Genomic DNA, 23386 nt, shown 5'->3' with positions numbered 1-23386 from the left:
AGACCATGAAAGATCAACCAGGTATTAGAAAACTCTTAGAGATTATGGCTCAGCTCAGAAACCCTGATGGTGGTTGCCCCTGGGATTTAGAGCAGAGCTTTGCATCTATTGTACCTTCTACTTTAGAAGAAGCGTATGAGGTGGCCGATGCTATTGAAAGCCAGGACATGTCTCAATTAAAAGAGGAGCTTGGCGATCTATTGTTTCAAGTGGTTTTTTATAGCCAATTGGGTAAAGAAGAAGGCCTGTTTGACTTCAACGATATCGCTCAAAGTATGAGTGATAAACTCATCCATCGGCATCCACATGTTTTTTCGGATGAGTCACTGACGCAAGAGTCAGATATAAAAAGCAATTGGGAAGCGCTTAAAGCCGAGGAGCGAGCAGCGAAAGGGCATGCTTCGGTATTAGCCGATGTGCCAGTGGCTTTACCGTCATTAAGTCGTGCCCAAAAACTCCAGCGACGTGCAGCTAATGTTGGCTTCGATTGGCAAGATAGTGGCGCTGTGCTTAACAAACTCGATGAGGAACGACAGGAGTTTGAAGAGGCGCTAGCTGAGCATGATCAGGCCGCCATTGCTGATGAGTTGGGTGATATGATGTTTTGTATGGTCAATTTATCTCGCCATCTTAAGCTTGATGCTGAAAGCGTTTTACGCGCTGCGAATCGCAAGTTTGAGCGTCGTTTTACAGAGGTGGAAAGCTTGGTCGATAGCAGCCAGAAAGATTGGCAAGACCACAGCTTGGATGAGCTAGAACACTATTGGCAACAGGCTAAACAAAGCACGGATACGAAATAGATCGACCGCCTTACAAAGTGACTTAGGGGCTCGACTAATGTCCACTAATCCAGTTCGAGCTATCCTTATATAGTGGCAGCCATATGGGGCTACCGTAAACGTGTAATGCCAGCTAAAGCGTCGCTTGAGCTTTTAATAGCTAAGCAATTTGTAAAATTGTTTAAATATTGACCAGTTGAGCTGCTCCTTGGCGCTAATCCCCTTGTGATTGACACGGCCTAAGTGTATGGTTACGGCCCTCTCAATCCCGTATTAGAAGAAGCTCCCAAGACGAGCCTCGGGAAGCCGAGCCGCTAGGCGGCCTCGCGATGAACAAGTTTCTACATAATTAGGAGAACTCCGTAATGCGAGTCATTTTATTAGGTGCTCCAGGCGCTGGTAAGGGTACGCAGGCCCAATTCATTATGGAACAGTACAATATTCCACAGATTTCAACTGGGGATATGCTACGTGCGGCGGTTAAAGCGGGCACCGAACTGGGCTTGAAGGTTAAGGATATTATGGCCAGTGGCGGCTTGGTATCTGATGAAATCATTATTGCTTTAGTAAAAGAGCGAATCGCCCAGGATGACTGTGCAAATGGTTTCTTATTCGATGGTTTTCCACGCACTATTCCCCAAGCCGAAGCTTTATTAGAGTCTGGCGTAGATATTGATCATGTTATCGAGATTGATGTCGATGATGAGGAGATTGTTTCTCGTTTGAGTGGTCGCCGTGTGCACGAAGCTTCTGGTCGCGTTTACCACTTAGTTTACAATCCACCTAAAAACGAAGGTGTGGATAATGAAACTGGCGATGCCTTGGTGCAACGTCCAGACGATCAAGAAGACACTGTGCGTAAGCGTTTAGCGGTTTATCACGATCAAACTAAGCCACTGGTTAACTTTTACCAAGACTTATCTAGTGCTGGTAAGGCTGACACTAAATACGCCAATGTTCCTGGTGTAGGCAGTATGGAAGATATTAAAGCTAAGGTTTTCGCTGCCTTAGCTTAAGTTTATCGCTTTTCTAAAAACCCCGCCTAGCGGGGTTTTTTTATGTGTATCGAAAATGGCCATGCAATATTGACGCTTGATCAAAGTGAGTAAATTCACCACATAATTGCGTCGCTGTATGGCTTTTCGATAGTATGCAGGTTGAATGATGAGTACCGTTAAAGGAAGCCGCTATGCCCACTAATACAAAACACCCCGCTGTGCAGATTTCCAAAAATCTCGCCGTGTTGTTGGTAAATTTGGGCACCCCTGAAGCTCCAGATGCGACCTCAGTTAGGCGTTTTCTATCTGACTTTTTAAGTGACCCTCGGGTAGTGGAAATCCCCAAACCCATTTGGTGGGTGATTTTGAACGCTTTTATTCTTCCCACACGCCCTAAAGCAGTTGCAAAAGCTTATCAGAGTATCTGGTGGCCCGAAGGCTCGCCTTTACGTGTGATCACTGAGAGGCAGTGCAGCGCACTCGAAAAAAAGCTTAATGTTCTTTACCCTGGGCAGGGTGTTAGCGTTAGACATGCTATGAGTTATGGCAAGCCCAGCATCGCTGAGCAGCTTGATGAATTGCAGCGGCAGGGGATTGATAAAATTGCGATAATTCCCTTGTATCCACAATATTCGGCAACTACCACAGCGGTTGTTTATGATCAGCTCGCAAAGCTACAGACAAAACAGCGAAATATTGTCGATACACGGGTGAATAAACAGTATTTTGAGCGGCCCGCTTATATACACGCCTTGGCTCAGTCGGTAATCAGGCATCGCCAGCAACACGGTTCAGCCGATAAACTGTTAATGTCCTTTCATGGTATTCCTCAGCGCTGTGTCGAATTGGGCGATCCCTATTATGAGCAATGCGTTGCTACAGCACAGGCACTTGCTCAGAAATTAGAACTATCTGAAGATCAATGGGGAATAAGTTTTCAATCCCGACTCGGAAAAGCTCAATGGTTACAGCCTTATACTGTGGATGTTGTAAAGCAGTGGGGAAGTGAGAAGTTATCTTCATTGGATGTGATTTGCCCGGCTTTTGCTGCAGATTGCCTCGAAACCTTAGAGGAAATCTCAGAAGAGATCTGCGAAGATTTTCAAAATGCAGGAGGAGGGCGCTTTTCTTATATCCCTTGTTTGAATGACAATGAAGAGCATATCGATTGTTTGGCCGAGATATCTCAGGAATTACTAGCCTTAAATTAGACGTTTGTCTCTGCTGTTTATTATCTGCTGTCAAAAATAACCAGCCGTGATTATCGCTCTGCGCTTGCTCAGTGCAGGCTATAAATTGAATTTTCTAAAACGAAGGAGATCTTTTTTGATGCTTTTATCGAAAAGCTCTCGACAGAATTCCTTTTTTAACAAGAAAATTCTTAGAAACAGCCCGTTCTACTCTCCGATTTTTTAAAAAAAACGAAATTTTCACTTCAAAACGCAAAAAAAGCGTTGTAAAAACGTGCAAATTGGTTTTTTTTTAAATAATATCGGCTTTAGCCCTTGGGCTGTTGAATTTTTGTGCTATTGTTCTAATTGCTAGTGGACTGGCAAATATCGAGGAGAAACCTTATGGCCAAAGTTGCAAAAAAGACAGCAAAACGTAAAGCTGCATCAACAAAAGCAAGTGCAAGCAAAACAAAGGTAGAAGTATCACCTGCAACCGCACGCGCTCAAACCTCATTAGATAAATTAATAAAGGAGCTAACCGCGCAAGCGAAGAAAGTCGCTGCTGCTCGTAAAAAGGCAGCTTCCGCTAAAAAGAAGTCAGCGAAAAGTAAAAAAGCTACTGATAAACGAGCGGCGAAATCAGCTGCTGCTGCGGTAAGTAAAGCGGCTGATAAAGCGAAAGCGCTTCGTGCTAAAGTGGCAACTTCTAAGCAAAACTTGGCAAAAGCCAAGAAAGCAGAAGCGGCCAAGGCTGCGCAAGCGGCTGCAAAAGCTAAAGTTGATGATTTAGAAGCCAAATTGGCTGCTAAATCAGAAGCCGATTTAGCAAAAGCCATGAAAGCCTTCCAGAGTAAATGGGAAGCTAAGCGCAAAGCGGCCGATAAGAAGAAGGTTGGTTCTTTAGCTAAAAAGCTAGCGGCTAAGTTGAAAGCGGCTGAAAAGAAAGAGAAGGCAAAGACCAAAGCGGCAGAGAAGAAAGCAGCCGCTAAAGCTAAAGCTGCAGAGAAGAAGGCCGCTGCTAAAGCAAAAGTCGCCGCCAAAAAAGCCGCTGCCAAAGCAAAAGCTGCTGAAAAGAAAGCTGCTGCTAAAGCAAAGGCTGCTGAAAAGAAGGCTGCCGCCAAGGCCAAAGCTGCCGCTAAAAAGGCCAAAGCTAAGCCAAAGGCCAAGCCTAAGGCCAAAGCCAAACCGAAAGCCAAAGCTAAGCCAAAAGCCAAAGCCAAGCCAAAAGCCAAAGCTAAGCCAAAAGCTAAAGCCAGTAGCGCTAAAACCAAGAAACGCGGCCGCCCAGCTAAAAAGAAGTAATCATACTTAGCTTTTAGGCACGCAAAAGCCCGCTGTGCATACGCGCAGCGGGTTTTTTTATGCTTTTTTTACATTACCACTGTAATAGGGGCCTAAATCTTCGCGTCGCAAGCGAGATCGCATCTATATGGGCCAATTGGGGGTAAACAGTACTGGGGATTTGGAGTAAAATTACCTTTTTAATTCCCTATTAGAATACCCTATGAGCTACATTCTTGCCCTGGACACCGCTTCGGATTATTGCTCCGTGGCCCTTATGAATCCATCTGAGCCAAGCAGCCAATTATTAGAAATTCGCCGCCATGCACCAAGGCAGCATACCCAACTGCTCTTACCCATGGTTGATGAGTTACTAAAACAGGCCAATATTACTCGCAAGGACTTAATCGCTATCGCTTTTGGCGCAGGACCTGGCTCCTTTACTGGCTTGCGAATTTGCTTTGCTGTGGTGCAGGGTTTGGCCTTTGGTTTAGACATTCCGGTTATACCTGTTTCAACATTAGCGGCTATGGCCAATGCCCAACATCAGCAACTCTTAGACAAGCCGCTTGAACAAGCGTTAAGTGAAGACGCTCTTTATTTCAGTTGCTTGGATGCCAGAATGAATCAAGTCTATTGGGGAGGATATCGCTTCGATGGCCGTAAACTTATAGCGCTGCAGGATGATGCCTTGGATGACCCTGCTGCAGCGCTCGAAAAGATGCAAATGCTCGCCAAGCAAGCGCAAAGCCAAAAACCAACAAAGCTCTATTGCGGTGGGCCTGGTTGGCATTACCCTGAATTAAATGTGTTTTCCCAACAAGCTACGGGGCTGGATCAAAATATTGAACCTTGGGCTGGCGATGTTTTAACTATTGCCTGTAGAGAATGGGCGGACGGCGTAGCTGAAAATATTCGCCAGGTGCAGCCGGTGTATTTAAGAAACGAAATCAGCTGGGAAAAAAGAAAACGAATTCGCCAACCTTAATTTGCTAACTAAGTTGCCAGCTAGGAGGGCAACTTACCACTATCGTCAGGAGACAATATGGATAGCTTGCAGGCTATTTTACTCGCCTTAGTTCAAGGATTAACGGAATTTTTGCCCATATCAAGTTCAGGGCATTTAATTCTTCCCTCGGTTTTATTGGGTTGGCCAGATCAAGGTTTAGCTTTTGATGTTGCAGTGCATGTGGGCTCTTTGCTGGCTATTGTATGGTTCTTTCGCGGTGAAGTTTTTGCCATAGCACAAGGCTCTGTGACTACTATAAAAACACGCCAACTCAATGAGCATAGCCAACTGCTAATTTTTTTAGCGCTTGCCACTGTGCCAGCGGGCCTATCTGCTTTGAGCTTTAATGATTTCATTGAGGCTCAATTGCGTTCTCCGTTGGTTATTGCAACAACGACCTTAGTTTTCGCTTTGCTGTTGTTGTTAGCCGATAAAACCGGTGCTCGACGTAAATCCATTATTGAAATGAGTCTTTGGGCGGCGTTTATAATTGGTTGCGCCCAAGCTATTGCCTTAATTCCTGGCACCTCCCGCTCGGGAATTACCATGACTGCCGCATTGCTACTGGGCTTTCAAAGAGATGCGGCGGCACGCTTCTCATTTTTAATGTCGATCCCAATTATTTTTCTAAGTGGTGCATACAAGGGCATAGAGTTATTGTCGATGCCGGCGCCAGCTTGGGACTTAATCGCTATTGGAGTGGTTGTTTCGGCGGTATCAGCTTACGCCTGTGTTTATTGGTTTATGGCTGTTATAGAACGCATGGGAATGTTACCGTTCGTTTTATATCGAATAGTTTTAGCTGCTATTCTTTTTGCTCTATTTCTATAATAGAAGGCGAGAGTAGGGCCTTAAAGCAGGGCGAATCCTCTACGCTAGTCTATTATGAGATTAAATAATCAATTTGTCGTTAGCCTCACAAGCCGTGGCTAGCGAGGCTAACTGGCCTTTTATTGGAGGATGTTATGCATCAAAAAGTCGCATTTATTGGATTGGGTGTGATGGGCTACCCTATGGCAGGCCACTTGCAAAAAGCGGGCTGTACCGTGACGGTATACAATCGTAGCAGCCAAAAAGCCGAGCGCTGGGTAGAAGAATTTGGTGGTTCGATGGCGCTTACGCCTCGAGAAGCGGCCGAGGGTGCTGAAATCGTTTTCACTTGTGTAGGTGATGATAGTGACGTGCGTCAGGTTTGCTTAGGTGAAAATGGCGCATTTGCTGGCATGAAAGTAGATTCTGTTTTGGTCGATCATACAACGGCCTCGGCGGAATTAGCCCGCGAGCTCTATCAAGAAGCGAAAAATCGTAAATTACATTTTCTTGATGCCCCAGTATCTGGTGGCCAAGCTGGCGCAGAAAACGGCAGTTTGACGGTGATGGTCGGTGGCGATACCACGGTGTTCAACCATGTCGATCCGGTTATCGATCATTACGCTCGTTCATGTCGACTATTAGGGCCAAGCGGCTCAGGTCAGCTCTGTAAAATGGTGAATCAGATTTGTATCGCGGGTTTGGTGCAAGGTTTAGCGGAAGGTTTGAATTTTGCCGAAAAAGCGGGTTTAGACCCACATCAAGTTGTCGATGTAATCTCCAAAGGTGCAGCGCAATCGTGGCAAATGGAAAATCGTTATCGCACCATGTTGGCCGGTGACTATAATCACGGCTTCGCCGTTGATTGGATGCGTAAAGACCTCTCTATCGTTTTGCAAGAGGCTGCTCGAATTAATGCCTCGCTACCAGTGACGGCGACAGTTGATCAATTTTACAATGATGTACAGATAATGGGCGGGGGGCGTTGGGATACTTCGTCCTTGTTGGCTCGTCTAAAACGCAGCTAGTTTTCTTTAAGTCCAAGATAAAAGCGGCCAAGCCTAGCGTTTAGCCGCTTTTTTTGTTTTATATTTATCAGATGCTGAGTCTTTGCGACAAAACTGCTAAGATCCATAAGCTTAGTTTCTAGTGAAATTCCTAAATTGAGGATCTATGACTGCTCATGACTCCACCGCTGCGGCGGACTTTCTAAACCGCTGTATAGCGTTTCTTAATGAATCTGTAACGCCTTTCCATGCGGTAAAAGCTATGACCTCTCGACTGGAACAGGCCGGCTTTACAGCATTGCATGAGTCTGAACATTGGCAGCTTAACCCCGGCAATAAATACTACGTGTGCCGAAACGACTCATCTATAATCGCTTTTGTTTATGGCACTGAAGACCCTCTCGAATGTGGTTTGAGAATGGTTGGGGCTCATACTGATAGCCCTTGTTTAAAGGTAAAGCCCCAGCCAGATTTACATCAACAAGGCTATGCTCAATTGGGCGTTGAAGTCTATGGCGGTGTTTTGTTGAACCCTTGGTTTGATCGTGATTTGTCTTTGGCAGGTCGTGTTAGCTTTAGCGATAAACAGCAGCAGTTACAGTCTGCATTAGTAGATTTTAAGCGCCCAGTGGCAACCATCCCGAGCTTAGCAATACACCTAGATCGCGGTGTTAACGACAAGCGCAGTGTGAATCCACAAACCGATATGCCGCCGGTATTATGTCTGAGCGAATCAGCCCTCTGCTTTGAAGATTTGCTAAGGGCGGAGTTATTAGCCTCGCAGCCTGACTTGGATATCGATAAAATCTTAGATTTCGAGATTAGCTGTTATGACTGTCAGGAGGCCGCCAGGATCGGCTTGCACGGAGACTTTTTAGCCAGTGCTCGATTGGATAATCTACTCAGTTGCTTTATCGGCTTAGAATCGTTGTTGCAAGCTGGCATTGAGCAGAGCAGCTTGCTGGTGTGTAATGATCATGAAGAGGTCGGCAGTGCTTCGGCCTGTGGGGCTCAAGGCCCAATGCTGGCAAGCTTCTTAGAGCGAATTTGGCCAGAAATTAACCCGCGTGAGCAGATTATCAGCCGAAGCTTGATGATTTCGGCCGATAATGCCCACGGAATCCACCCGAACTTCCCCAATAAGCACGATGGCAATCATGGCCCCAAGCTCAATGCTGGCCCGGTGATCAAAATTAATGCAAATCAGCGCTACGCCAGTAATAGTGAAACCTCTGGCTTGTTTAAGCTATTGGCAGAGGAATTACCGGTGCAAACCTTTGTGACCCGTGCTGATATGGGCTGTGGTAGCACTATTGGGCCGATTACGGCAACTGAAATTGGTGTCAGAACCGTCGATGTCGGTGTTCCGACCTTCGGTATGCACTCTATTAGAGAGCTCGCCGGTAGCGAAGATTGTTATACCTTGCATCGCATTTTTAATAGATTTTTAGACAGACAAAGGGTATAACCTGAACCACATTTTGGCATGGATGGTGGTAATAACTGTGTAGTTACAAATGTAGTTACGAATGTAGTTGTAGAGATAATTACCTAAGTGGTAGCTGCTTGAGTTACCGGGCCGGGCAAAAGCCAATGGAGTGGCCGTTTTAGCTAAGCTAGCTATTATTAAGTGTAAGCGACGTTGTCAGTGCGAATCTGGCGATGGTGATCTCCACGGTTATGGATGTTCGACTAAGTAATGACAATAAGTAAAGAAATATTACAAGAGTTCTCGCCATTTGATAGCCTTTCTAGTGATTTCCTAGAGCGTGCATTGGGGCGTATAAGCGTAAGAGAGTTTAAAAAGGGAGATGTGCTGTTTCAGCGCGGCAAAAACCTCTCAGAAACCTTTTACCTACTCAAAGGTGGGGTAGACCTGCTGGCCGCTGACCTGTCTCGTATTAGCGTAAATCACACCAGTCCACAAGCTCGACACCCCTTGTGCAACACTCAGCCAGCAAGGGTATCAGCATTCGCCAAAACTGATGTTACCGCCTTGGTTATCGAGCGTGACTTTCTAGACCTTGTGATGGTCTGGAGTGAATCAAGCTTGGTCGAAAATAGCATACCTATTGATCCTGATGATGAGGTCGACGCTGACCCAATTATTGAAGAGCAGCTGAGCAAAGACTGGATGAGTGTTTTGTTATCGGCGCCATTATTTTCCAGAATTCCCCCTGGAAATATCCAGGCTTTATTCCAGCGATTTATCCCGCGCAATGTCAGTAAAGGTGAAAAGGTCGTTGTGGTGGGCACTCAAGGTGACTATTTTTATGTTATTAAATCCGGTACAGCACAGGTATTAGATTCGGCAGGGTATTGTAAAGCCAATTTATCTACCGGTGATTATTTCGGTGAGGAAGCTTTAATCGGTAATACCACCCGTAACGCTACTGTGGAAATGAGCAGCGATGGGGAGTTAATGTGTTTAGGTAAAGAGAGTTTTGCCGAGCTGCTCCACAAGCCTTTGGTGAGTTACGTTTCAGTCGCTGAGTTTTTCAAATTGCAGCAAACAGGGCGCTCTATTCGTTTAATCGATGTGCGTTTGCCCATTGAATTTAAACAGCAGCAGCTTTCGGGCTCGGTGAATATTCCTTTGTCTTACTTACGTCCAAAATTGGACGAAATGTCGAAAGACATTTTGTACGTGGTTAGCGATTACGGTGGTCGGCGTTCAGAGGTTGCAGTGCAGCTGATGGTTCAGGCCGGTTTAGATGTGTTGCTGCTACGCAGTAGCGATGTACAAGAAGTAGAGCTGTAAAGCGTTCAACACGGTAAGCCGTTAAAAGCCTTTATTTATGACAGCTTTATGAAAAAACAGTGTGCTGCCCCTAAAGCCCTGCTGTTATCGGCCTATGATGCTCAAAGCCATGCTTACTGGAGAAATCAACTCACCACTGGCTTAAAGCAATGGCAATGGACTCAGCTTTGTCTGGCGCCACGCTATTTTAGCTGGCGTCAGCGCGGTAATAGTTTGAGTTGGGCTTTTAATGAGCGTGAAACTCTTCAGCAAGATTACCAATTTTTGTTAGCCACCTCGATGGTTGATCTTTCTGCCCTGCGCGGATTTGTGCCTGAGCTGGCTCAATTACCTACCATTTTATACTTTCATGAAAATCAGTTTGCTTACCCCAAGAGCGCCAAACAACACAGTCTGGTAGAGCCACAGTTAACCAGTATTTATAGCGCCTTATGCGCAGACCGTTTGATCTTTAACAGCCAATACAATCAGCAAAGCTTTTTGAATGGTGCAAAAAAACTGCTAAAAGCGATGCCGGATAACGTCCCGAAGGGGCTGTTAGAGCGATTGCGTTCAAAATCAGAGCTTATTCCTGTACCTATTGCAGCGGCAAAGGTTAGCGATAAAGCGGTTTATGCCGGGCCTGGGGCCTTACGTATCCTATGGAACCATCGTTGGGAGTACGACAAGGGGCCCAATCGTTTGCTGGCTTTAATTCAATCTTTACAACATATGCTTCTGGCCCTTCCAGCACAAAAGCGACCGAGTATTGAGTGGTATATTGTTGGGCAGAGCTTTCGGCAAGTGCCCTCTGAATTTGAGCAGATTCATAAGCTGCTCAGTGCTCACGATAGCCCTATGAAACTGGTGGCATGGGGCTATCAGGAGTGCCTTGAGGACTATCATGCGCTATTGACCAAGGCAGATATTGTGTTATCTACCGCCGAACATGATTTTCAAGGCTTAGCCGTTCTGGAAGCTTGTAGCTATGGTTGCCTGCCGCTACTGCCTGATCGCTTGGTATATCCAGAGTGGTTTGCTAAAAACGCTTGTTACCAATCAGGTAGTATAGAGCTAGAGGCCAGTGGCTTGGCGGCTAGAGTACTGGATATGGCATTGTCTCGGGCGGCGGGACAGCCATTAGAGGAAGTGCAAGCGAAGCTTGATTTCAGCTGGCCCAACCTTGGCCCCAAGTATCTACACTGTATTCGTAAGCTGCTTGAAGGCCGCCAGGCACCCTGACTTTGCTCCATGCTCTATGTTCTTAGCCCTAGGCACTGTATCATAGCGGCGCCCGGCAGCTAAGGCTGCCCCTATATAAGATTTTTGGACCAAGCATGAGCAGCAAAGAAAAACAGCGTATTCTCACGGGGATTACAACTTCAGGTACCCCGCATATCGGTAACTATGTTGGCGCCATTCGCCCCGCGATTGAGGCAAGCCGCAACCAAGATAACCTATCATTTTATTTTTTGGCGGATTTCCACGCCCTTATTAAATGTCAGGATCCGGAACTCGTTGCGCAATCTACCAAAGAGATTGCCGCCAGCTGGCTGGCTCTAGGTTTAAACCCAGAAGAAGTCGTTTTTTATCGTCAATCGGATATTCCGCAAATTGCTGAGCTGTGCTGGATGCTAAATTGTGTGTGCGCCAAAGGCTTGATGAATAGAGCACATGCCTATAAGGCGGCCGTAGATCAAAACGCTGAAGCGGGAGAAGATCCTGATTATGGCATCACCATGGGCTTGTTTAGCTATCCGGTCTTAATGGCAGCAGATATTTTAATTTTTAATGCGAATAAAGTACCTGTTGGGCGCGATCAGATTCAGCACGTAGAAATGGCCCGTGATATGGCACAGCGTTTTAACCATTTGTTCGCGAGTAAAAAGCAGCCAGTTTTTACCTTGCCTGAATATCTTGTTGATGATGACGTTGCAGTTTTGCAAGGTTTAGACGGCCGTAAAATGAGTAAGAGTTATGGTAATACCATTCCCTTGTTCTTAGGTGAGAAGCCGCTACGTAAACACATCAATAAAATTAAAACTAACCTGCTTGAGCCTGGTGAAGCAAAAGATCCTGATACCTCGACGGTATTTCAAATCTGGAAGGCCTTTGCCAATGAGCAACAGCAAGCGGAAATGCGTCAAGCCTTTGCTGACGGCATCGCTTGGGGTGAAGCTAAGAAGCAACTGTTTGAGCTAATTAATGCCGAGCTGGCAGAGCCGCGTGAGCGATATAATGAGTTGCTGGCGAACCCTTCTTATATTGAAGATGTTTTACAAGCCGGTGCTGAAAAGGCCCGAGGGTATAGCGAGCCGCTGTTAGATAAACTACGCAGCTCGGTTGGTATTCGTAAATTGTCTTAATAACTGCTAGCCTAGCGTCGTTAGAAATACAAAAAAAGCCCTGATGAATATACCATTCGCCAGGGCTTTTTAGCTTTTGCGTTTGAAATCAATGTGTTAATTTGAATCTATGGAACGGCTGGCATGTTGCAAAAGGAGATTTGAGTATATGGCTGCATTCGCATTCCTATATTTAATTCTAATTATTTACTCAGTTGTACTTAGGTTAAGTGTTAGAGCTCAGATTAAAGAAAGTGGTTGTGTTGGTTCACTTTATAAAATTCAAGCCATTACCGTAATTGTCATTTCACTTGCTTCAGGCTCGTGGCTAAGTCATCTTTTTGCGCAAAATCCAATAGATTGGTTGTTTCAATATATACCAACCATTGTCTGTATAGGTGTTTTAGTTGTGTGGCAAAGAGTTAAGGTGAGCAACGCGACATAGCAAGTAATCCAAAAGGACACAAAGCGCTTGGATTTTGCTCCTTTGTCGCTAATTTAATCTAAGCATTTATGCGCCCATTAGTAAGGCGATCTATTGGCTTAAAGTCTCCACCATTGCGGAGCAAAGCTGCTGTAACTCTTCATTGGTACTTACAAATGGAGGCATGGTGTAAACCAGCTTGCCAAAAGGGCGCAACCATACACCGCGCTCAATCAATGCACTTTGCAAGGCTTCTTTATCAACGTCCTGTTTCATTTCCACCACCCCGATGGCGCCCAATACTCGTACATCAGCGACATCGGGAGCATTTCGCAATGGGGCAAGGCCAATACTTAGCTGGGTTTCAATGTTCGTTATTTGGCTGGCCCAGTCCTGTTGAAGTAGCAGCTCAGTGCTGGCCAGCGCAGTAGCACAAGCCAGGGGGTTTGCCATAAAGGTGGGGCCGTGCATAAAAACTGACGCTTCTCCATTGCATATGCCATTGGCAATTTTTTCGCTGCAAAGTGTCGCCGCCAAAGTCATGTAGCCTCCACTTAATGCTTTACCTAAGCATAATATGTCGGGGCTGATGCCAGCATGCTCGCAAGCAAACAATTTACCACTGCGGCCAAAGCCAGTTGCAATTTCATCGGCGATGAGCAGTAAGTCAAACTCATCACAAAGCACCTTAATCTCTTGTAAATACGCTGGTGAGTAAAAGCGCATACCGCCAGCCCCTTGAACAACAGGCTCCAGTATAAAGGCGGCAATTTCATGGTGATGCTTAGCAATGTAATCTCTGATGTCTTGTAAATAAGCAGAGCAGGGGGGCTTATCAAAACCCATCGGTGGTGCTTCTAAAAAGTGATGTTGTGGCAAATTAGCACTAAAAAGGTGGTGCATGCCGTTTACCGGATCGCAGCTGGCCATCGCGCCAAAAGTATCACCGTGATAGCCATTTTTGATGGTAATTAAACGCTGTTTTTCAGGTCGGCCGAGGGAATGCCAATACTGCAATGCCATTTTAATTGCGACTTCGACACTCACAGAGCCCGAGTCGGCAAAGAAGACCTTATCCAAACCGGCAGGAGTGATATCTACCAGTAACTTTGCCAATCTAACGGCCGGTTCATGGGTTAAGCCTCCGAACATGACATGGGACATTTTATCAAGTTGGGCCTTGGCGGCGGCGTTTAGTACGGGGTGATTATAACCATGCAGCATGCACCACCAGGAGGACATACCATCAATTACCTGCTCGCCGCTGGCCAGCTTTAAATAGACGCCTTGGGCGCTATCAACTATGGGTAGGGCAGGGCTTTGATCTTGGGCTACTTGACTATAGGGATGCCAGATATGCTGTTTATCGATGGCTTGGAGTTGTTCGGGGCTCATGGCCATGTTGTCACTCATGCTCAATGTTAACCAAATGTTATAAATTGGTTAACTATTCTAGAGTATCGATGGGCCACATGCCATGGCAAACTAGAACTTAGCCCTTAGTCACCCATAAATATTGGTTTACGGAGTGTGCGGCCAAGCTTGTTATTGACATAAACTGGGAATTCTATGAGTCGTAAATCCTTTCGATTGTTGCTAAACCTTTGCCTTTGCGGCGTTCTTTGTTTTACGTTTACTTTAGAGGCTGCCCCACAGGCTGAGCTCTGGGAAGAGTGGCTGCCAAGCCCATCAGCTACCGAAGAGTACACAGAGAGGCCCTCTTGGGCGCTTTGGCAGGCGTTTTTAGAGCGTTATGTCAGTACAGACAGCTCTGGCTTAAATCGTGTGGACTACGCGGCGGTGACTGAAGACGATAAGCTTGCTTTAAATCGCCTGCAAGACTCATTGGTAAATGTTGATCCGCGCGGCTGGAGCGATAGTGAACAGCAGGCATTTTGGATTAACAGTTACAATTTGAGCGTGGTTAGCTTGGTGTTGCAACATTATCCCGTATCTTCCATTAAGGACATTCGATTAAGCTTTAAAAGCCTGTTTAATGGCGGCCCCTGGGAAGACAAGTTGATTAAAGTTGCTGGTATTAAATTATCTCTAAACGATATAGAGCATCGAATCCTTAGACCTATCTGGAAGGACCAGCGCTTTCATTTCGCCTTAAACTGCGCCAGCGTAGGATGTCCGAATCTGGCGAATGATATTTATCGTGCGCAGACACTTAACGAGCAATTGAACCTTGCTGAAAAAACATTTTTGCAGTCGCTCAGAGGTTTTGAGCGTACAGATAATGCTTATCAAGTGTCCAGTATCTTCAATTGGTACTGGCGGGATTTCAGTGATAAGAAAACCAATCTGTGGGAGTATTTTCAAAAGCAGGGACTCATTGACGAGCCTGTTGAAGGATTTCAGTATCAATACGACTGGAGCTTGAATGAGGCTATGCCTGAGACTAGGTGATGGAGGTGAGAGTTGAGAGGTGAGGGGATAGAGGTGTGAAGTGAGAGGATAGAGGTGAGGTGCTAGCTGTGAACTATAGTGCTGTTAAAGCGTCTAGGTATTTATCATTAACTCAATTGCATTTAGGTGCATCATGTCTATTAAAGCGAAAGCGCTGCTGTTGTTCACAATGATATTGGCTGTACAGGCCTGCACGCAGCAGGATATCTATGAAATGGCCCAAGACAATCGAAAGCAAGCTTGCCACAAGGAGCCGCTAGCGCTGCAAGAGCAGTGTCGTCAACAATACGAACAGAGCTTTGCTGAATATCAGCGCGAGAGGAAAGCATTGCTAGAAGATGGCAAGAAATAAAGCAAAGACTTCAACTTTATTTTAGTCGACAACAGATTTTAAATTGCTTGCGCTTGTATTTGTTGTTGCTGCATTGATTTTCGCAGCATCTTGCTGCAAAGATTTAATTGGAAAGCTTGCCGCTTGCAGCCATTTCTGCATGGCGATTTCGTCCAACGGTTTGGCGATAAAATAGCCTTGCATATAATTACATCCCCAGTTAATTAGCTGCTTTAGTGTCGCTTCATCTTCAACACCCTCAGCCACCACCGACAAGCCTATATTGTGGGCCAGCTCGATAGTAGAGCGGACTATGGTGCGATCTTCTTCATCAGTTGCCAGATCTTGTACGAAGCTTTTATCAATTTTCAATTCATGCACGGGCAATTGCTTTAACTGGGCTAGGGAAGAATAACCTGTCCCATAGTCGTCAACCGATAGCTTAATACCAATATCTTTAAGGTGGCTTAATTGGGCAATCGCTTGTTCTGGGTTTTCTACAGCCGCACTTTCAGTAACTTCAATGATCAGTGCGCTTGAAGGTAAACCTGCTTCTTTTAGCATTTGCGCAACGTCTTTATCGAAGTTTTTTTGAGCTAAATCCAAGGCGGAGATGTTAACCGCAATGGCAATATCAAATCCTTGCTGTCGCCAGCTGATACATTGCATTAACGCATTTTTCAAAACCCAGCGTGTCAGCTCTACGATGTAGCCGGTTTTTTCTGCAAGGCCAATAAAATCATCTGGCGGGACAAAACCCAACTCCGGGTGTTGCCAGCGTACCAAGCATTCAACGCCCTCTACCTGAGTGCAGCCATCAATGTGTCTAAGTTTAGGCTGGTAGTGCAAGCAAACCTGATTTTCACTAATGGCTTTGGGCAACTCAGCCATCAAAGTAAGCTTACGGACACTATCTTCATCGTGCATTGGATCATAGGTCACCGTAGCTCTTTGGCTATGGCAGGCTTCATTTAGAGCCACGCCAGCACGGCGTAACAAACCTTCAGCGTCCAAAGCACTGAAAGGGTAGAGCACTATCCCCACTGAAATTCTTAGCGTTAAATCGATACCGCTTACACAAAATGGGTCTTCTAAAGCGTGATGAACCTGATCGTTTATCTCTTTGGCGCCCATGATATCTTTGGTTTTTGCCAATAGCACGAACTCATCGATATTTAGGTGTGCCAAGACTTGGCCGTCCAGCCGCTTGCGCAAGCGTTCAGACACTAAATTGATTAGTTTATCACCCCAGGAATAGCCCAAAGCGTCTACAATATCTTGGAAATAATTCAGCTTAAAATTAGCCAGCACAGCAATTTCTCTATTGCTATCGAGATCTTTTATGGTTTCGTCGATGCAATCAATCAAGCCTTCGCGGTTCAATAATCCGGTGAGGCTATCGTGGCTGGCTTGGTAGGTAATATGATCTTCTCGTTCAGATACGGCTTTTTGCATTCTAGAAAAAGCTTTCGCCAGACGACCAATTTCATCGCGCCGGTAAATTCGAATTGGGGTGTTGTAGTCGCCTTTGGAGACATCGTCAATAACGTGTAATAATTGATTAAGTGGTTTGGAAATGCCCCGTGAAAAGATATAACCAAAGGCCAGCGCTAAGACAGATATCAAGCTGAATATTGACAATAAACTCAACCACCACTGGCTAAATTTTTCTCTTGGTTCATTAAGAGACTGTTGAAATAAGATAGCCAAGCCGCTACTCGATTTCTCATCGAAGGGACTGTAAAGTGCGAGATCTTCCCAGCGTCCCTGTTGTATTACCCATGGCTTTTCGGTTATTTCTCCAGGCGTAGGGGGCATGCTCTTCAATCTTTCAGGGGGGAGGCTGCTAGCGATAAATTGTAAGCTATGGCTCATTGGTAAAACAAAGCTAATGTTAACGCCACTAATTTCGCTGTAGCGATTTGCCATGTCGTCATCAATTTCGAATCCCATTCCAAGCCAGCCAACCCGAATGGGCGCCTTGACCTCTGTAAGTACTAATTGATAGTGGCGCTGATTGATTTCTGTGATGGTCTGGAAGGTTATGCTGCTGCTATTGTTAACTAGATCCAAGATTTGCTGTGGCAGATCTTTATTTTGACGAATGGTGCTAACGGCTAGTGCCCCTTCGTTATCAACAAAGAGTGCCACATCGGCTCCTACACGATTGCTGTGGTTTTGTAACACGCTTTGCAAGGTATCAAAATCACGTTGCCCAATCGATTGGCGCAGGCCCCAATCTTTTACAACGGTTTCCACGCTGGTATTAAGAAGATGGTGCTGATTGTCTAATACATCAAAGAAGGTCTTTTGAGCAACAAGCAGTTTGTCTGAGGCGTCTTGTTCGACTTTCTGGCTAGAAGACTGATATAGAAATACCATGCTTGAGATACCCAAGCCTATCAGCGTTATAGCCAGCAATGCGAAGATTCGAATATGCAGTTTCATAGAGGTCGGTGCTTGCCGTTAAAAATAATATCGCGCACTGAAGCTTAATTGCTCTTCTTTGGCGTAGTTGGGCACTTGGCGGTAACTACGCCTAGCTTGCCGGGATCGTCTTTGCTGATATTCTCCGCTAAATTTCCAGTGGGGCGCTAAGTAATAACTGTAGTTCAAATTGAAGCTATTGCCCGCTTCGTTATTATCATCCAGGACGGTATCGTCCAAATCATCTATTACGGCTCGCTCAAAGCGGGCTGTCAATCGATGCGGCCCTTGGTTTTTTGCGATAGCGATAAAAGCCGATTCAAAGCGGTTATTGACGAAACCGTTTCCCATGCTGGTACGACCGCGAAGGTATTGGCCGAAGGCCTCCAGCTCTTTTGTTAAAAAATAGTGGGCGCTGATATGATCAAATGTGGTATGCCAAGCGTAATGGCCGTTTTCAAATGCGGTGTCCTCAGCCTGGTTGTCATAATGAAACCATTCCACTTTAAAAGATTTTTTACGGGACAGACCTATACCTATATAAGCGCCAGGGCGATCATCAATTTCTCTAAAGCTTTGAAAGTTACTGGCTTGGCTGTTATCAGCCGCTGCCACACCGGGTGGTGCCGAAAAAGGTAATTCATTATCAATGCCGCTTTGTAAATCATGATTAGACCAGCCTTTCCAGGCGAGAATGGCCCCAGTAGGATCGTTGTAAGCAAAAGCCGCGGTTGTGAGGTTTAAAGTTAACGGGGCCTTACCATAAACCGGCTTATCGATTTTCCAGCTCCAGAGACCTTCGACTCCAAAGGTACGAAGCTCTTCGGCTATCCATGAGTTAATAGCAGAGTAATTAATATTGTAGAGCGAGCTCCAAACGCTGCCTCGATTTTCAATAGATAGCTTGGGATAAAAGAATCCCACTCTCCAGCGGCTGCGCATTGCTGAAAGGTGAAGTGGTCGATATTGCCAATAGAGCTCGGTAATCTCTAGGCCGGCGTTTTGTTCCGGATAGGCATGTATCTGAGTGATGATTTGGCTCCCGGCTTTCAAGTCCGCTTTAATTTCGGTGGCGAAATCTGCCAGCAAAGGGCGGTTGTTGTGGCTGCGATCAAAGCGAGAGTGACCGGTCCCTGAATCTAGCCAGCTTTCATTGCCGCGAAAGTGCTGCCAACGAAAATCAATATAGCCCTTAGCCGAAATGCGTTGGCTTAAATTGCTTGGACGGTCACCGGAGGCATTGGCTGCTCCAGCAAGCATGCCACTTAGTGCAAGACATAAGCCCTTAAAAGTATGCGGCCAGCTTGCCCGCCAGGGTGCGTTTTTATTGTTGTTGCTTTTATAGGGCTTAATAGGCATGAGCTAAAATAAACAATCAGTGCTAAATGGGGCTAGTAATCATCGTCTTCATCCAGCCGCTCAGCGGGCGCACGGACTTGGGCTCTGCTGACCACCTTTTGAGGCATTGGCCAATCAAATATCTTTTGGCCTTGATAGTTCAGTTCGGTCTTAAGTACCTGAGCCGAATTAATATCAGGGTGCCAAAGTAGTGCTTGATACTTGCCATGGGGTAGATCGTTGAACTCGACACTGTGCCCTTGTAATTGACCATAAAAAGGACTGTCTACAACCAGCAGATAAGCAATCATCCAATCGTGAATATTGCAGCCCAGAGCGATGAGTCCAGGCTTGTCTACTCGAATAGGGGCCGGTGTGCGCTTTTTAAAAAGTGGCAATTCAAAACTCAGCGGCTCGGAGAAGGAGTAAACATGATGGGCGGTATTGTCACGGTTAGGAAACTGAATATCGCTACCTACCTGAGTGACACTAATATAAGGCGAAAACTGCCGATCTTTTTGTTCGATAATATGAGGGGGCTTTGCTTCTTGTGCTGCGGTTGTATTACCTTGTTGAATTTCGATTGGCTTGAGCGCTTGCAGCCACATTACTGCGCCCGGAGCCGATTGCAGCTGCCCTTGATGTGTTAGCTGGATTGAGAGGGGCTCACTGATGCTCCAGCAAGAATAAAGACTGAATAATATCGCGGCGAGCCTTGGAGTACGAAACACGAACCACCTCTAGGTACAAAAGACTGTTGTTTATTGAAAGGCATCTGAATATAGAAATTAGTGCTTAAAGCTTAGTTTGTTTTCTATATGCTGCAAGTTGAGCAAACTAAATGGCGCTTTTTTTATTTCTTTGGGATGGTTTTGTGATATTTACCCAAAGTATATTAGCCGCATCTTGTATTCCCTATGTTATTTCTGGCGTTAATTTTGTCGCGCTCTAAGCTGCCACATCACAGCGCTGGCCAATGGCTTCGATAAGCCCTTCGAGTTGCTGTCGTTGTGCGGGTGCTAAATCTAAAAAGCTGAGGCTTATGCTGGTATGGCGCCGCGGCTGTCGTAAAAATTGTATGCCTTTAAGCTTGGCTCGACAGCGAATGTTAAAACCACCGGGAAAAGCGAGATCACACATGGGTAAGACAGCGCCGGGGTAAAGGTCTTTTAATTGGTTGCCCGAAAACCTTAAGCGTACGCCGCCACATGATAAATTTTCCACGCCGCCAAACAGCTTTTGACCCACAGGAGTTTGTAAACTGGCGGCGATAGGGAAATCCTCGTCAATAGCAATGCGCCGTTGTTTGCGGCGTTGGCCATATGCAATACGCTCTGGAATCGCTAGGCTGTAATAGGGCATGGCACTGTGGTGGTGATAGCTCAGCACAGAGCATTCCATTTCTTGCACCTGGCCGCCATTGTGAACGCGGATATGGAGTGAATCGCCAGCCCTAATTTGGCCGTGATATTGGCTGGGAAATAGCTCATCAATCTCAAAACTTCCATTGGCGAGGTCCACGGAAAGTATAAGGCTTTGTTGATATTCACTCTGGCGGGCGCTTTTTACCTCAATTAACTGGCGCTGCTTTTGCCACACTCGCAACTGCCGAATTACTTCAGGGTTAATATTCCTGGTATCGGCCGTCTCATGTTGGCTTAACTCATTGAAAAAGCCTGGCATGGTGCGCTCTTCAGCAACAGCTGCTCTACCAAACATTTTTTGCCATAAAGTCATAGCGAGTCCTAGCATTTTAACTGGATTATAAAGTTGGCCTAAAGCCTAAGTATTGATAGTTCAGCAAGGAGCATGCCAAGAAGGAAATTGCTTATGAGCCTTTGAGTTGGCGGGGGAGGGGGCCCTTATAGGGCGTACTTAGGGCTAAATTGAATGCGTTGCTTTTGCCGTAGGAAAATCATTGCCGCTTTAGCTGGAACTTGTCATAAGCGGGTGACAATAGGATTTTAGGTGCAGATCACGATGCGCGTGGGGCACTCCTGCACCGGCTTAAAGCCCACAGAATCATAGCGCGTCAGATTTAAACACCGTACAATGCCGCCTTTTTGCCGGATGATTTGAGCACAGCATCAGAACACTATGAGTACAGCACAACATGATGGGCGCCAAGCCCGTATCGAGTTCAATAAACTCCAAAAACGTCTACGTCGCCACGTAGGCAGCGCTATTATCGACTTCAATATGATTGAGGAAGGTGACAAGATAATGGTGTGTTTGTCAGGCGGCAAAGACTCCTATGCGATGCTCGATATCCTGATGAACTTGCAGCGCACTGCGCCAATCAACTTTGAGTTGGTGGCGGTTAATATGGATCAGAAACAACCTGGGTTCCCAGAAGAGGTGTTGCCAAGCTACTTAGAAAAGATCGGTGTGCCTTATCATATCATCGAAAAAGACACTTACAGTGTCGTTAAAGAGGTTATCCCAGAGGGTAAAACCACCTGTAGCCTGTGTTCAAGACTGCGTCGTGGAACCTTATATGGATTCGCTGAAGAGATTGGGGCTACTAAGATAGCTTTGGGGCACCATAAGGACGATATTGTCGAAACTCTATTCCTCAACATGTTTTACGGGGGCCGGCTGAAGGCGATGCCGCCGAAGTTATTGGCTGATGACAAGCGCAATATAATCATCCGACCATTGGCCTACTGCCGCGAAAGTGATATTGCCGCTTATGCAGAATTAAAGGCTTTCCCCATCATTCCATGTAACTTATGCGGTTCGCAGGAAAACCTGCAACGCCAAGCGATCAAGCAAATGCTACAGGACTGGGATAAAACCCAGCCTGGCCGCACTGACACCATTTTTGCTGCCTTGCAACGAGTATCTCCTAGTCAGCTCGCCGACCGTGATTTATTTGACTTCTTATCCCTTTCTCTTGATCGAAGCGGTGAGGCCAGACCTGGGCGTGAGGATGAAGATCTATTTGGTACCCAAATGCCCGAAGTTGATAATAAAGAAGCAGGCGTACAAATAATGGAAATAATGCCTTCTTCTTAATTTTGCCCAGCGGTAGGCACTATGTGACGCGTTTCACACTGATTGTGTTAGCTTAATATCATTGGCTGGATTCATCGGCCATAAGGTTAATTAAGTTTAGGTCTGTGAAACACATGAGTGCGCTAGAGTTTGAGTACGCTGTCATCTTCCACAATACTTGTCCGCAAAGCCGTGAGGCTGAACTTATTTTAGAGCGGATACGCAAGCGTTTTGGCTTAAGTAATGACCGCTTATCACTATTGGCTCAAAGTAGTCCTTTGGTGGTAAAAAGAGCCTCTGAAGCTGCCTTGGCTAAAAAGCTGAAAGACATGCTGCTTGAGTTAGGCGCTGTAGCTTGGGTGCAGCAGCTTCAAATCGGGCAGGAGTATAGCGATCGTCGTGGAGCAAAGCGCCGCCAGCAGCCAGATCGCCGCAGTGCATATCGCCATACCTTGTCAATCCCTGAGCGTCGTTTTGGTGGTGGTCGCCGCCGCAGCGATATCGGGATGAGTAGCCGAGAGTACTGGCGCGGCTTGGTTGTCTAAGTCTTCGCGTAGGCCATAATCGCTTTTAAAATAACGGTATTACCCTATTGCCTTCCTGGCCTCAAATACTCGCTTTTTGCACAGCCTGATTTTTTTGCTATGTTTGCTAGCGGTTGTAATGCACAGGGATTTCTAGGGTTTCTTTGACCTGTTCCATCACCACATAGCTGGTACATTCTTGCACGCCCGGCAGGGTAAGTAAGGTTTCACCATAAAACTTACGGTAGGCACTCATATTGGCCACCCGAGCTTTTATGAGGTAATCAAAGTTTCCTGAGACCAAGTAACATTCTTGCACCTCTGGCAATGCGGCTGCGGCATTGCGAAACTCTTCAAATATATCCTGGGCAGATCGTAATAGACGAATTTGCACAAATACCACCAGGGCGGCATCTAAATATTCAGGGTTGATAATGGCCGAGTAACCTTGGATGACATTATCTTTTTCCAGCTTTTTGACTCGCTCCATGCAAGGCGTCGCGCTGAGCCCGACCTGCCTCGAAAGCTCAGCATAGGTGCAGCGCCCATTACGTTGCAGTACCCGTAATATATTTCGATCAATTGTATTGAGTTCGCGATCACGCTTAGACATGTTTACCTCGGCACGGTTTACAACGTTTTATAAAGTCTTGCTTATGGCGTTGTTTTATAGGTTTTATATAGTTGAATTCGCTGACTATAACTCAAATTCAGATGAAAACACTAATTTTCTCACTTTAGAATAGCGGCATCCTCTGTTGAGGCCGAGTTGATTAAGGTCTTCCTACTCCA

The 23386-nt window shown here is 46.0% G+C and carries 21 protein-coding genes and 1 pseudogene; 16 read left to right on the top strand and 6 right to left on the bottom strand.

The window, feature by feature from the left end:
- The first annotated feature begins 5 nt into the window (after nucleotides 1-5).
- The 12 genes from mazG (at nucleotide 6) to Q1A41_RS10595 (ending at nucleotide 12586) form a co-directional block, all read left to right on the top strand.
- On the top strand, nucleotides 6-800 hold the full coding sequence (mazG, locus tag Q1A41_RS10650) for a nucleoside triphosphate pyrophosphohydrolase (protein ID WP_299978351.1): 795 nt from the start codon (nucleotides 6-8) through the stop codon (nucleotides 798-800).
- A 344-nt stretch (nucleotides 801-1144) separates the two neighbouring features.
- Nucleotides 1145-1795 (top strand): adenylate kinase, encoded by a 651-nt coding sequence (adk, locus tag Q1A41_RS10645; RefSeq protein ID WP_299978348.1) that lies wholly within the window; start codon nucleotides 1145-1147, stop codon nucleotides 1793-1795.
- Nucleotides 1796-1968: 173 nt separating this feature from the next.
- On the top strand, nucleotides 1969-2988 hold the full coding sequence (gene hemH / locus Q1A41_RS10640; protein WP_299978345.1) for a ferrochelatase: 1020 nt from the start codon (nucleotides 1969-1971) through the stop codon (nucleotides 2986-2988).
- 363 nt (nucleotides 2989-3351) lie between these two features.
- Complete coding sequence (locus Q1A41_RS10635) at nucleotides 3352-4251, top strand: hypothetical protein (protein ID WP_299978342.1); 900 nt, start codon at nucleotides 3352-3354, stop codon at nucleotides 4249-4251.
- A gap of 202 nt (nucleotides 4252-4453) precedes the next feature.
- On the top strand, nucleotides 4454-5218 hold the full coding sequence (tsaB, locus tag Q1A41_RS10630) for a tRNA (adenosine(37)-N6)-threonylcarbamoyltransferase complex dimerization subunit type 1 TsaB (protein ID WP_299978339.1): 765 nt from the start codon (nucleotides 4454-4456) through the stop codon (nucleotides 5216-5218).
- Between the two features lie 57 nt (nucleotides 5219-5275).
- Complete coding sequence (locus tag Q1A41_RS10625; RefSeq protein WP_299978336.1) at nucleotides 5276-6070, top strand: undecaprenyl-diphosphate phosphatase; 795 nt, start codon at nucleotides 5276-5278, stop codon at nucleotides 6068-6070.
- Between the two features lie 122 nt (nucleotides 6071-6192).
- Nucleotides 6193-7077: an NAD(P)-dependent oxidoreductase gene (locus Q1A41_RS10620; protein ID WP_299978333.1), complete on the top strand. Its 885-nt coding sequence runs from the start codon at nucleotides 6193-6195 to the stop codon at nucleotides 7075-7077.
- A gap of 145 nt (nucleotides 7078-7222) precedes the next feature.
- A complete protein-coding gene (locus Q1A41_RS10615; protein ID WP_299978331.1) occupies nucleotides 7223-8524 on the top strand; it encodes a M18 family aminopeptidase in 1302 nt (433 codons plus the stop codon).
- Nucleotides 8525-8755: 231 nt separating this feature from the next.
- Nucleotides 8756-9817 (top strand): cyclic nucleotide-binding domain-containing protein, encoded by a 1062-nt coding sequence (locus Q1A41_RS10610; protein ID WP_299978328.1) that lies wholly within the window; start codon nucleotides 8756-8758, stop codon nucleotides 9815-9817.
- A 48-nt stretch (nucleotides 9818-9865) separates the two neighbouring features.
- The gene (locus tag Q1A41_RS10605; RefSeq protein ID WP_299978325.1) at nucleotides 9866-11038 is read left to right on the top strand and encodes a DUF3524 domain-containing protein; all 1173 of its coding nucleotides are present in this window, start codon (nucleotides 9866-9868) and stop codon (nucleotides 11036-11038) included.
- A 95-nt stretch (nucleotides 11039-11133) separates the two neighbouring features.
- The gene (gene trpS / locus Q1A41_RS10600; protein WP_299978322.1) at nucleotides 11134-12162 is read left to right on the top strand and encodes a tryptophan--tRNA ligase; all 1029 of its coding nucleotides are present in this window, start codon (nucleotides 11134-11136) and stop codon (nucleotides 12160-12162) included.
- Between the two features lie 148 nt (nucleotides 12163-12310).
- Complete coding sequence (locus tag Q1A41_RS10595) at nucleotides 12311-12586, top strand: hypothetical protein (protein WP_299978319.1); 276 nt, start codon at nucleotides 12311-12313, stop codon at nucleotides 12584-12586.
- 90 nt (nucleotides 12587-12676) lie between these two features.
- Here the strand turns inward: Q1A41_RS10595 and bioA are convergent, their stop codons facing one another.
- Nucleotides 12677-13978, bottom strand: coding sequence for an adenosylmethionine--8-amino-7-oxononanoate transaminase (gene bioA / locus Q1A41_RS10590; RefSeq protein WP_299978316.1), 1302 nt, complete (start codon nucleotides 13976-13978; stop codon nucleotides 12677-12679).
- Nucleotides 13979-14134: 156 nt separating this feature from the next.
- On the opposite strand from bioA, the gene Q1A41_RS10585 reads away from it, so the two are divergent.
- Both Q1A41_RS10585 and Q1A41_RS10580 read left to right on the top strand, forming a co-directional pair.
- Nucleotides 14135-14977, top strand: a complete 843-nt coding sequence (locus tag Q1A41_RS10585; protein ID WP_299978313.1) for a DUF547 domain-containing protein — start codon at nucleotides 14135-14137, stop codon at nucleotides 14975-14977.
- 133 nt (nucleotides 14978-15110) lie between these two features.
- Nucleotides 15111-15329: a hypothetical protein gene (locus tag Q1A41_RS10580; RefSeq protein ID WP_299978310.1), complete on the top strand. Its 219-nt coding sequence runs from the start codon at nucleotides 15111-15113 to the stop codon at nucleotides 15327-15329.
- A 21-nt stretch (nucleotides 15330-15350) separates the two neighbouring features.
- Here the strand turns inward: Q1A41_RS10580 and Q1A41_RS10575 are convergent, their stop codons facing one another.
- The 4 genes from Q1A41_RS10575 to Q1A41_RS10560 form a co-directional block, all read right to left on the bottom strand.
- The gene (locus tag Q1A41_RS10575) at nucleotides 15351-17756 is read right to left on the bottom strand and encodes an EAL domain-containing protein (RefSeq protein WP_299978306.1); all 2406 of its coding nucleotides are present in this window, start codon (nucleotides 17754-17756) and stop codon (nucleotides 15351-15353) included.
- An 18-nt stretch (nucleotides 17757-17774) separates the two neighbouring features.
- The gene (locus Q1A41_RS10570) at nucleotides 17775-18995 is read right to left on the bottom strand and encodes a hypothetical protein (RefSeq protein ID WP_299978303.1); all 1221 of its coding nucleotides are present in this window, start codon (nucleotides 18993-18995) and stop codon (nucleotides 17775-17777) included.
- 131 nt (nucleotides 18996-19126) lie between these two features.
- The gene (locus Q1A41_RS10565) at nucleotides 19127-19681 is read right to left on the bottom strand and encodes a hypothetical protein (RefSeq protein WP_299978300.1); all 555 of its coding nucleotides are present in this window, start codon (nucleotides 19679-19681) and stop codon (nucleotides 19127-19129) included.
- A gap of 340 nt (nucleotides 19682-20021) precedes the next feature.
- The gene (locus Q1A41_RS10560; RefSeq protein ID WP_299978297.1) at nucleotides 20022-20810 is read right to left on the bottom strand and encodes a flagellar brake protein; all 789 of its coding nucleotides are present in this window, start codon (nucleotides 20808-20810) and stop codon (nucleotides 20022-20024) included.
- Nucleotides 20811-21170: 360 nt separating this feature from the next.
- Between Q1A41_RS10560 and ttcA the strand changes: the two are divergent.
- Nucleotides 21171-21974 (top strand): annotated as a pseudogene (gene ttcA, locus Q1A41_RS10555) (tRNA 2-thiocytidine(32) synthetase TtcA); the annotation flags it as partial.
- A gap of 221 nt (nucleotides 21975-22195) precedes the next feature.
- On the top strand, nucleotides 22196-22615 hold the full coding sequence (locus Q1A41_RS10550) for a hypothetical protein (protein ID WP_299978294.1): 420 nt from the start codon (nucleotides 22196-22198) through the stop codon (nucleotides 22613-22615).
- A 106-nt stretch (nucleotides 22616-22721) separates the two neighbouring features.
- Here the strand turns inward: Q1A41_RS10550 and Q1A41_RS10545 are convergent, their stop codons facing one another.
- The gene (locus tag Q1A41_RS10545) at nucleotides 22722-23207 is read right to left on the bottom strand and encodes an Lrp/AsnC ligand binding domain-containing protein (RefSeq protein ID WP_299774409.1); all 486 of its coding nucleotides are present in this window, start codon (nucleotides 23205-23207) and stop codon (nucleotides 22722-22724) included.
- Nucleotides 23208-23386 lie beyond the last annotated feature (179 nt).

Source organism: uncultured Pseudoteredinibacter sp. (assembly GCF_947502065.1).
Taxonomy (GTDB): domain Bacteria; phylum Pseudomonadota; class Gammaproteobacteria; order Pseudomonadales; family Cellvibrionaceae; genus Pseudoteredinibacter.
Note: the sequence above shows the minus strand (reverse complement) of the source record. Positions and strands in the feature narration are given on the sequence as shown.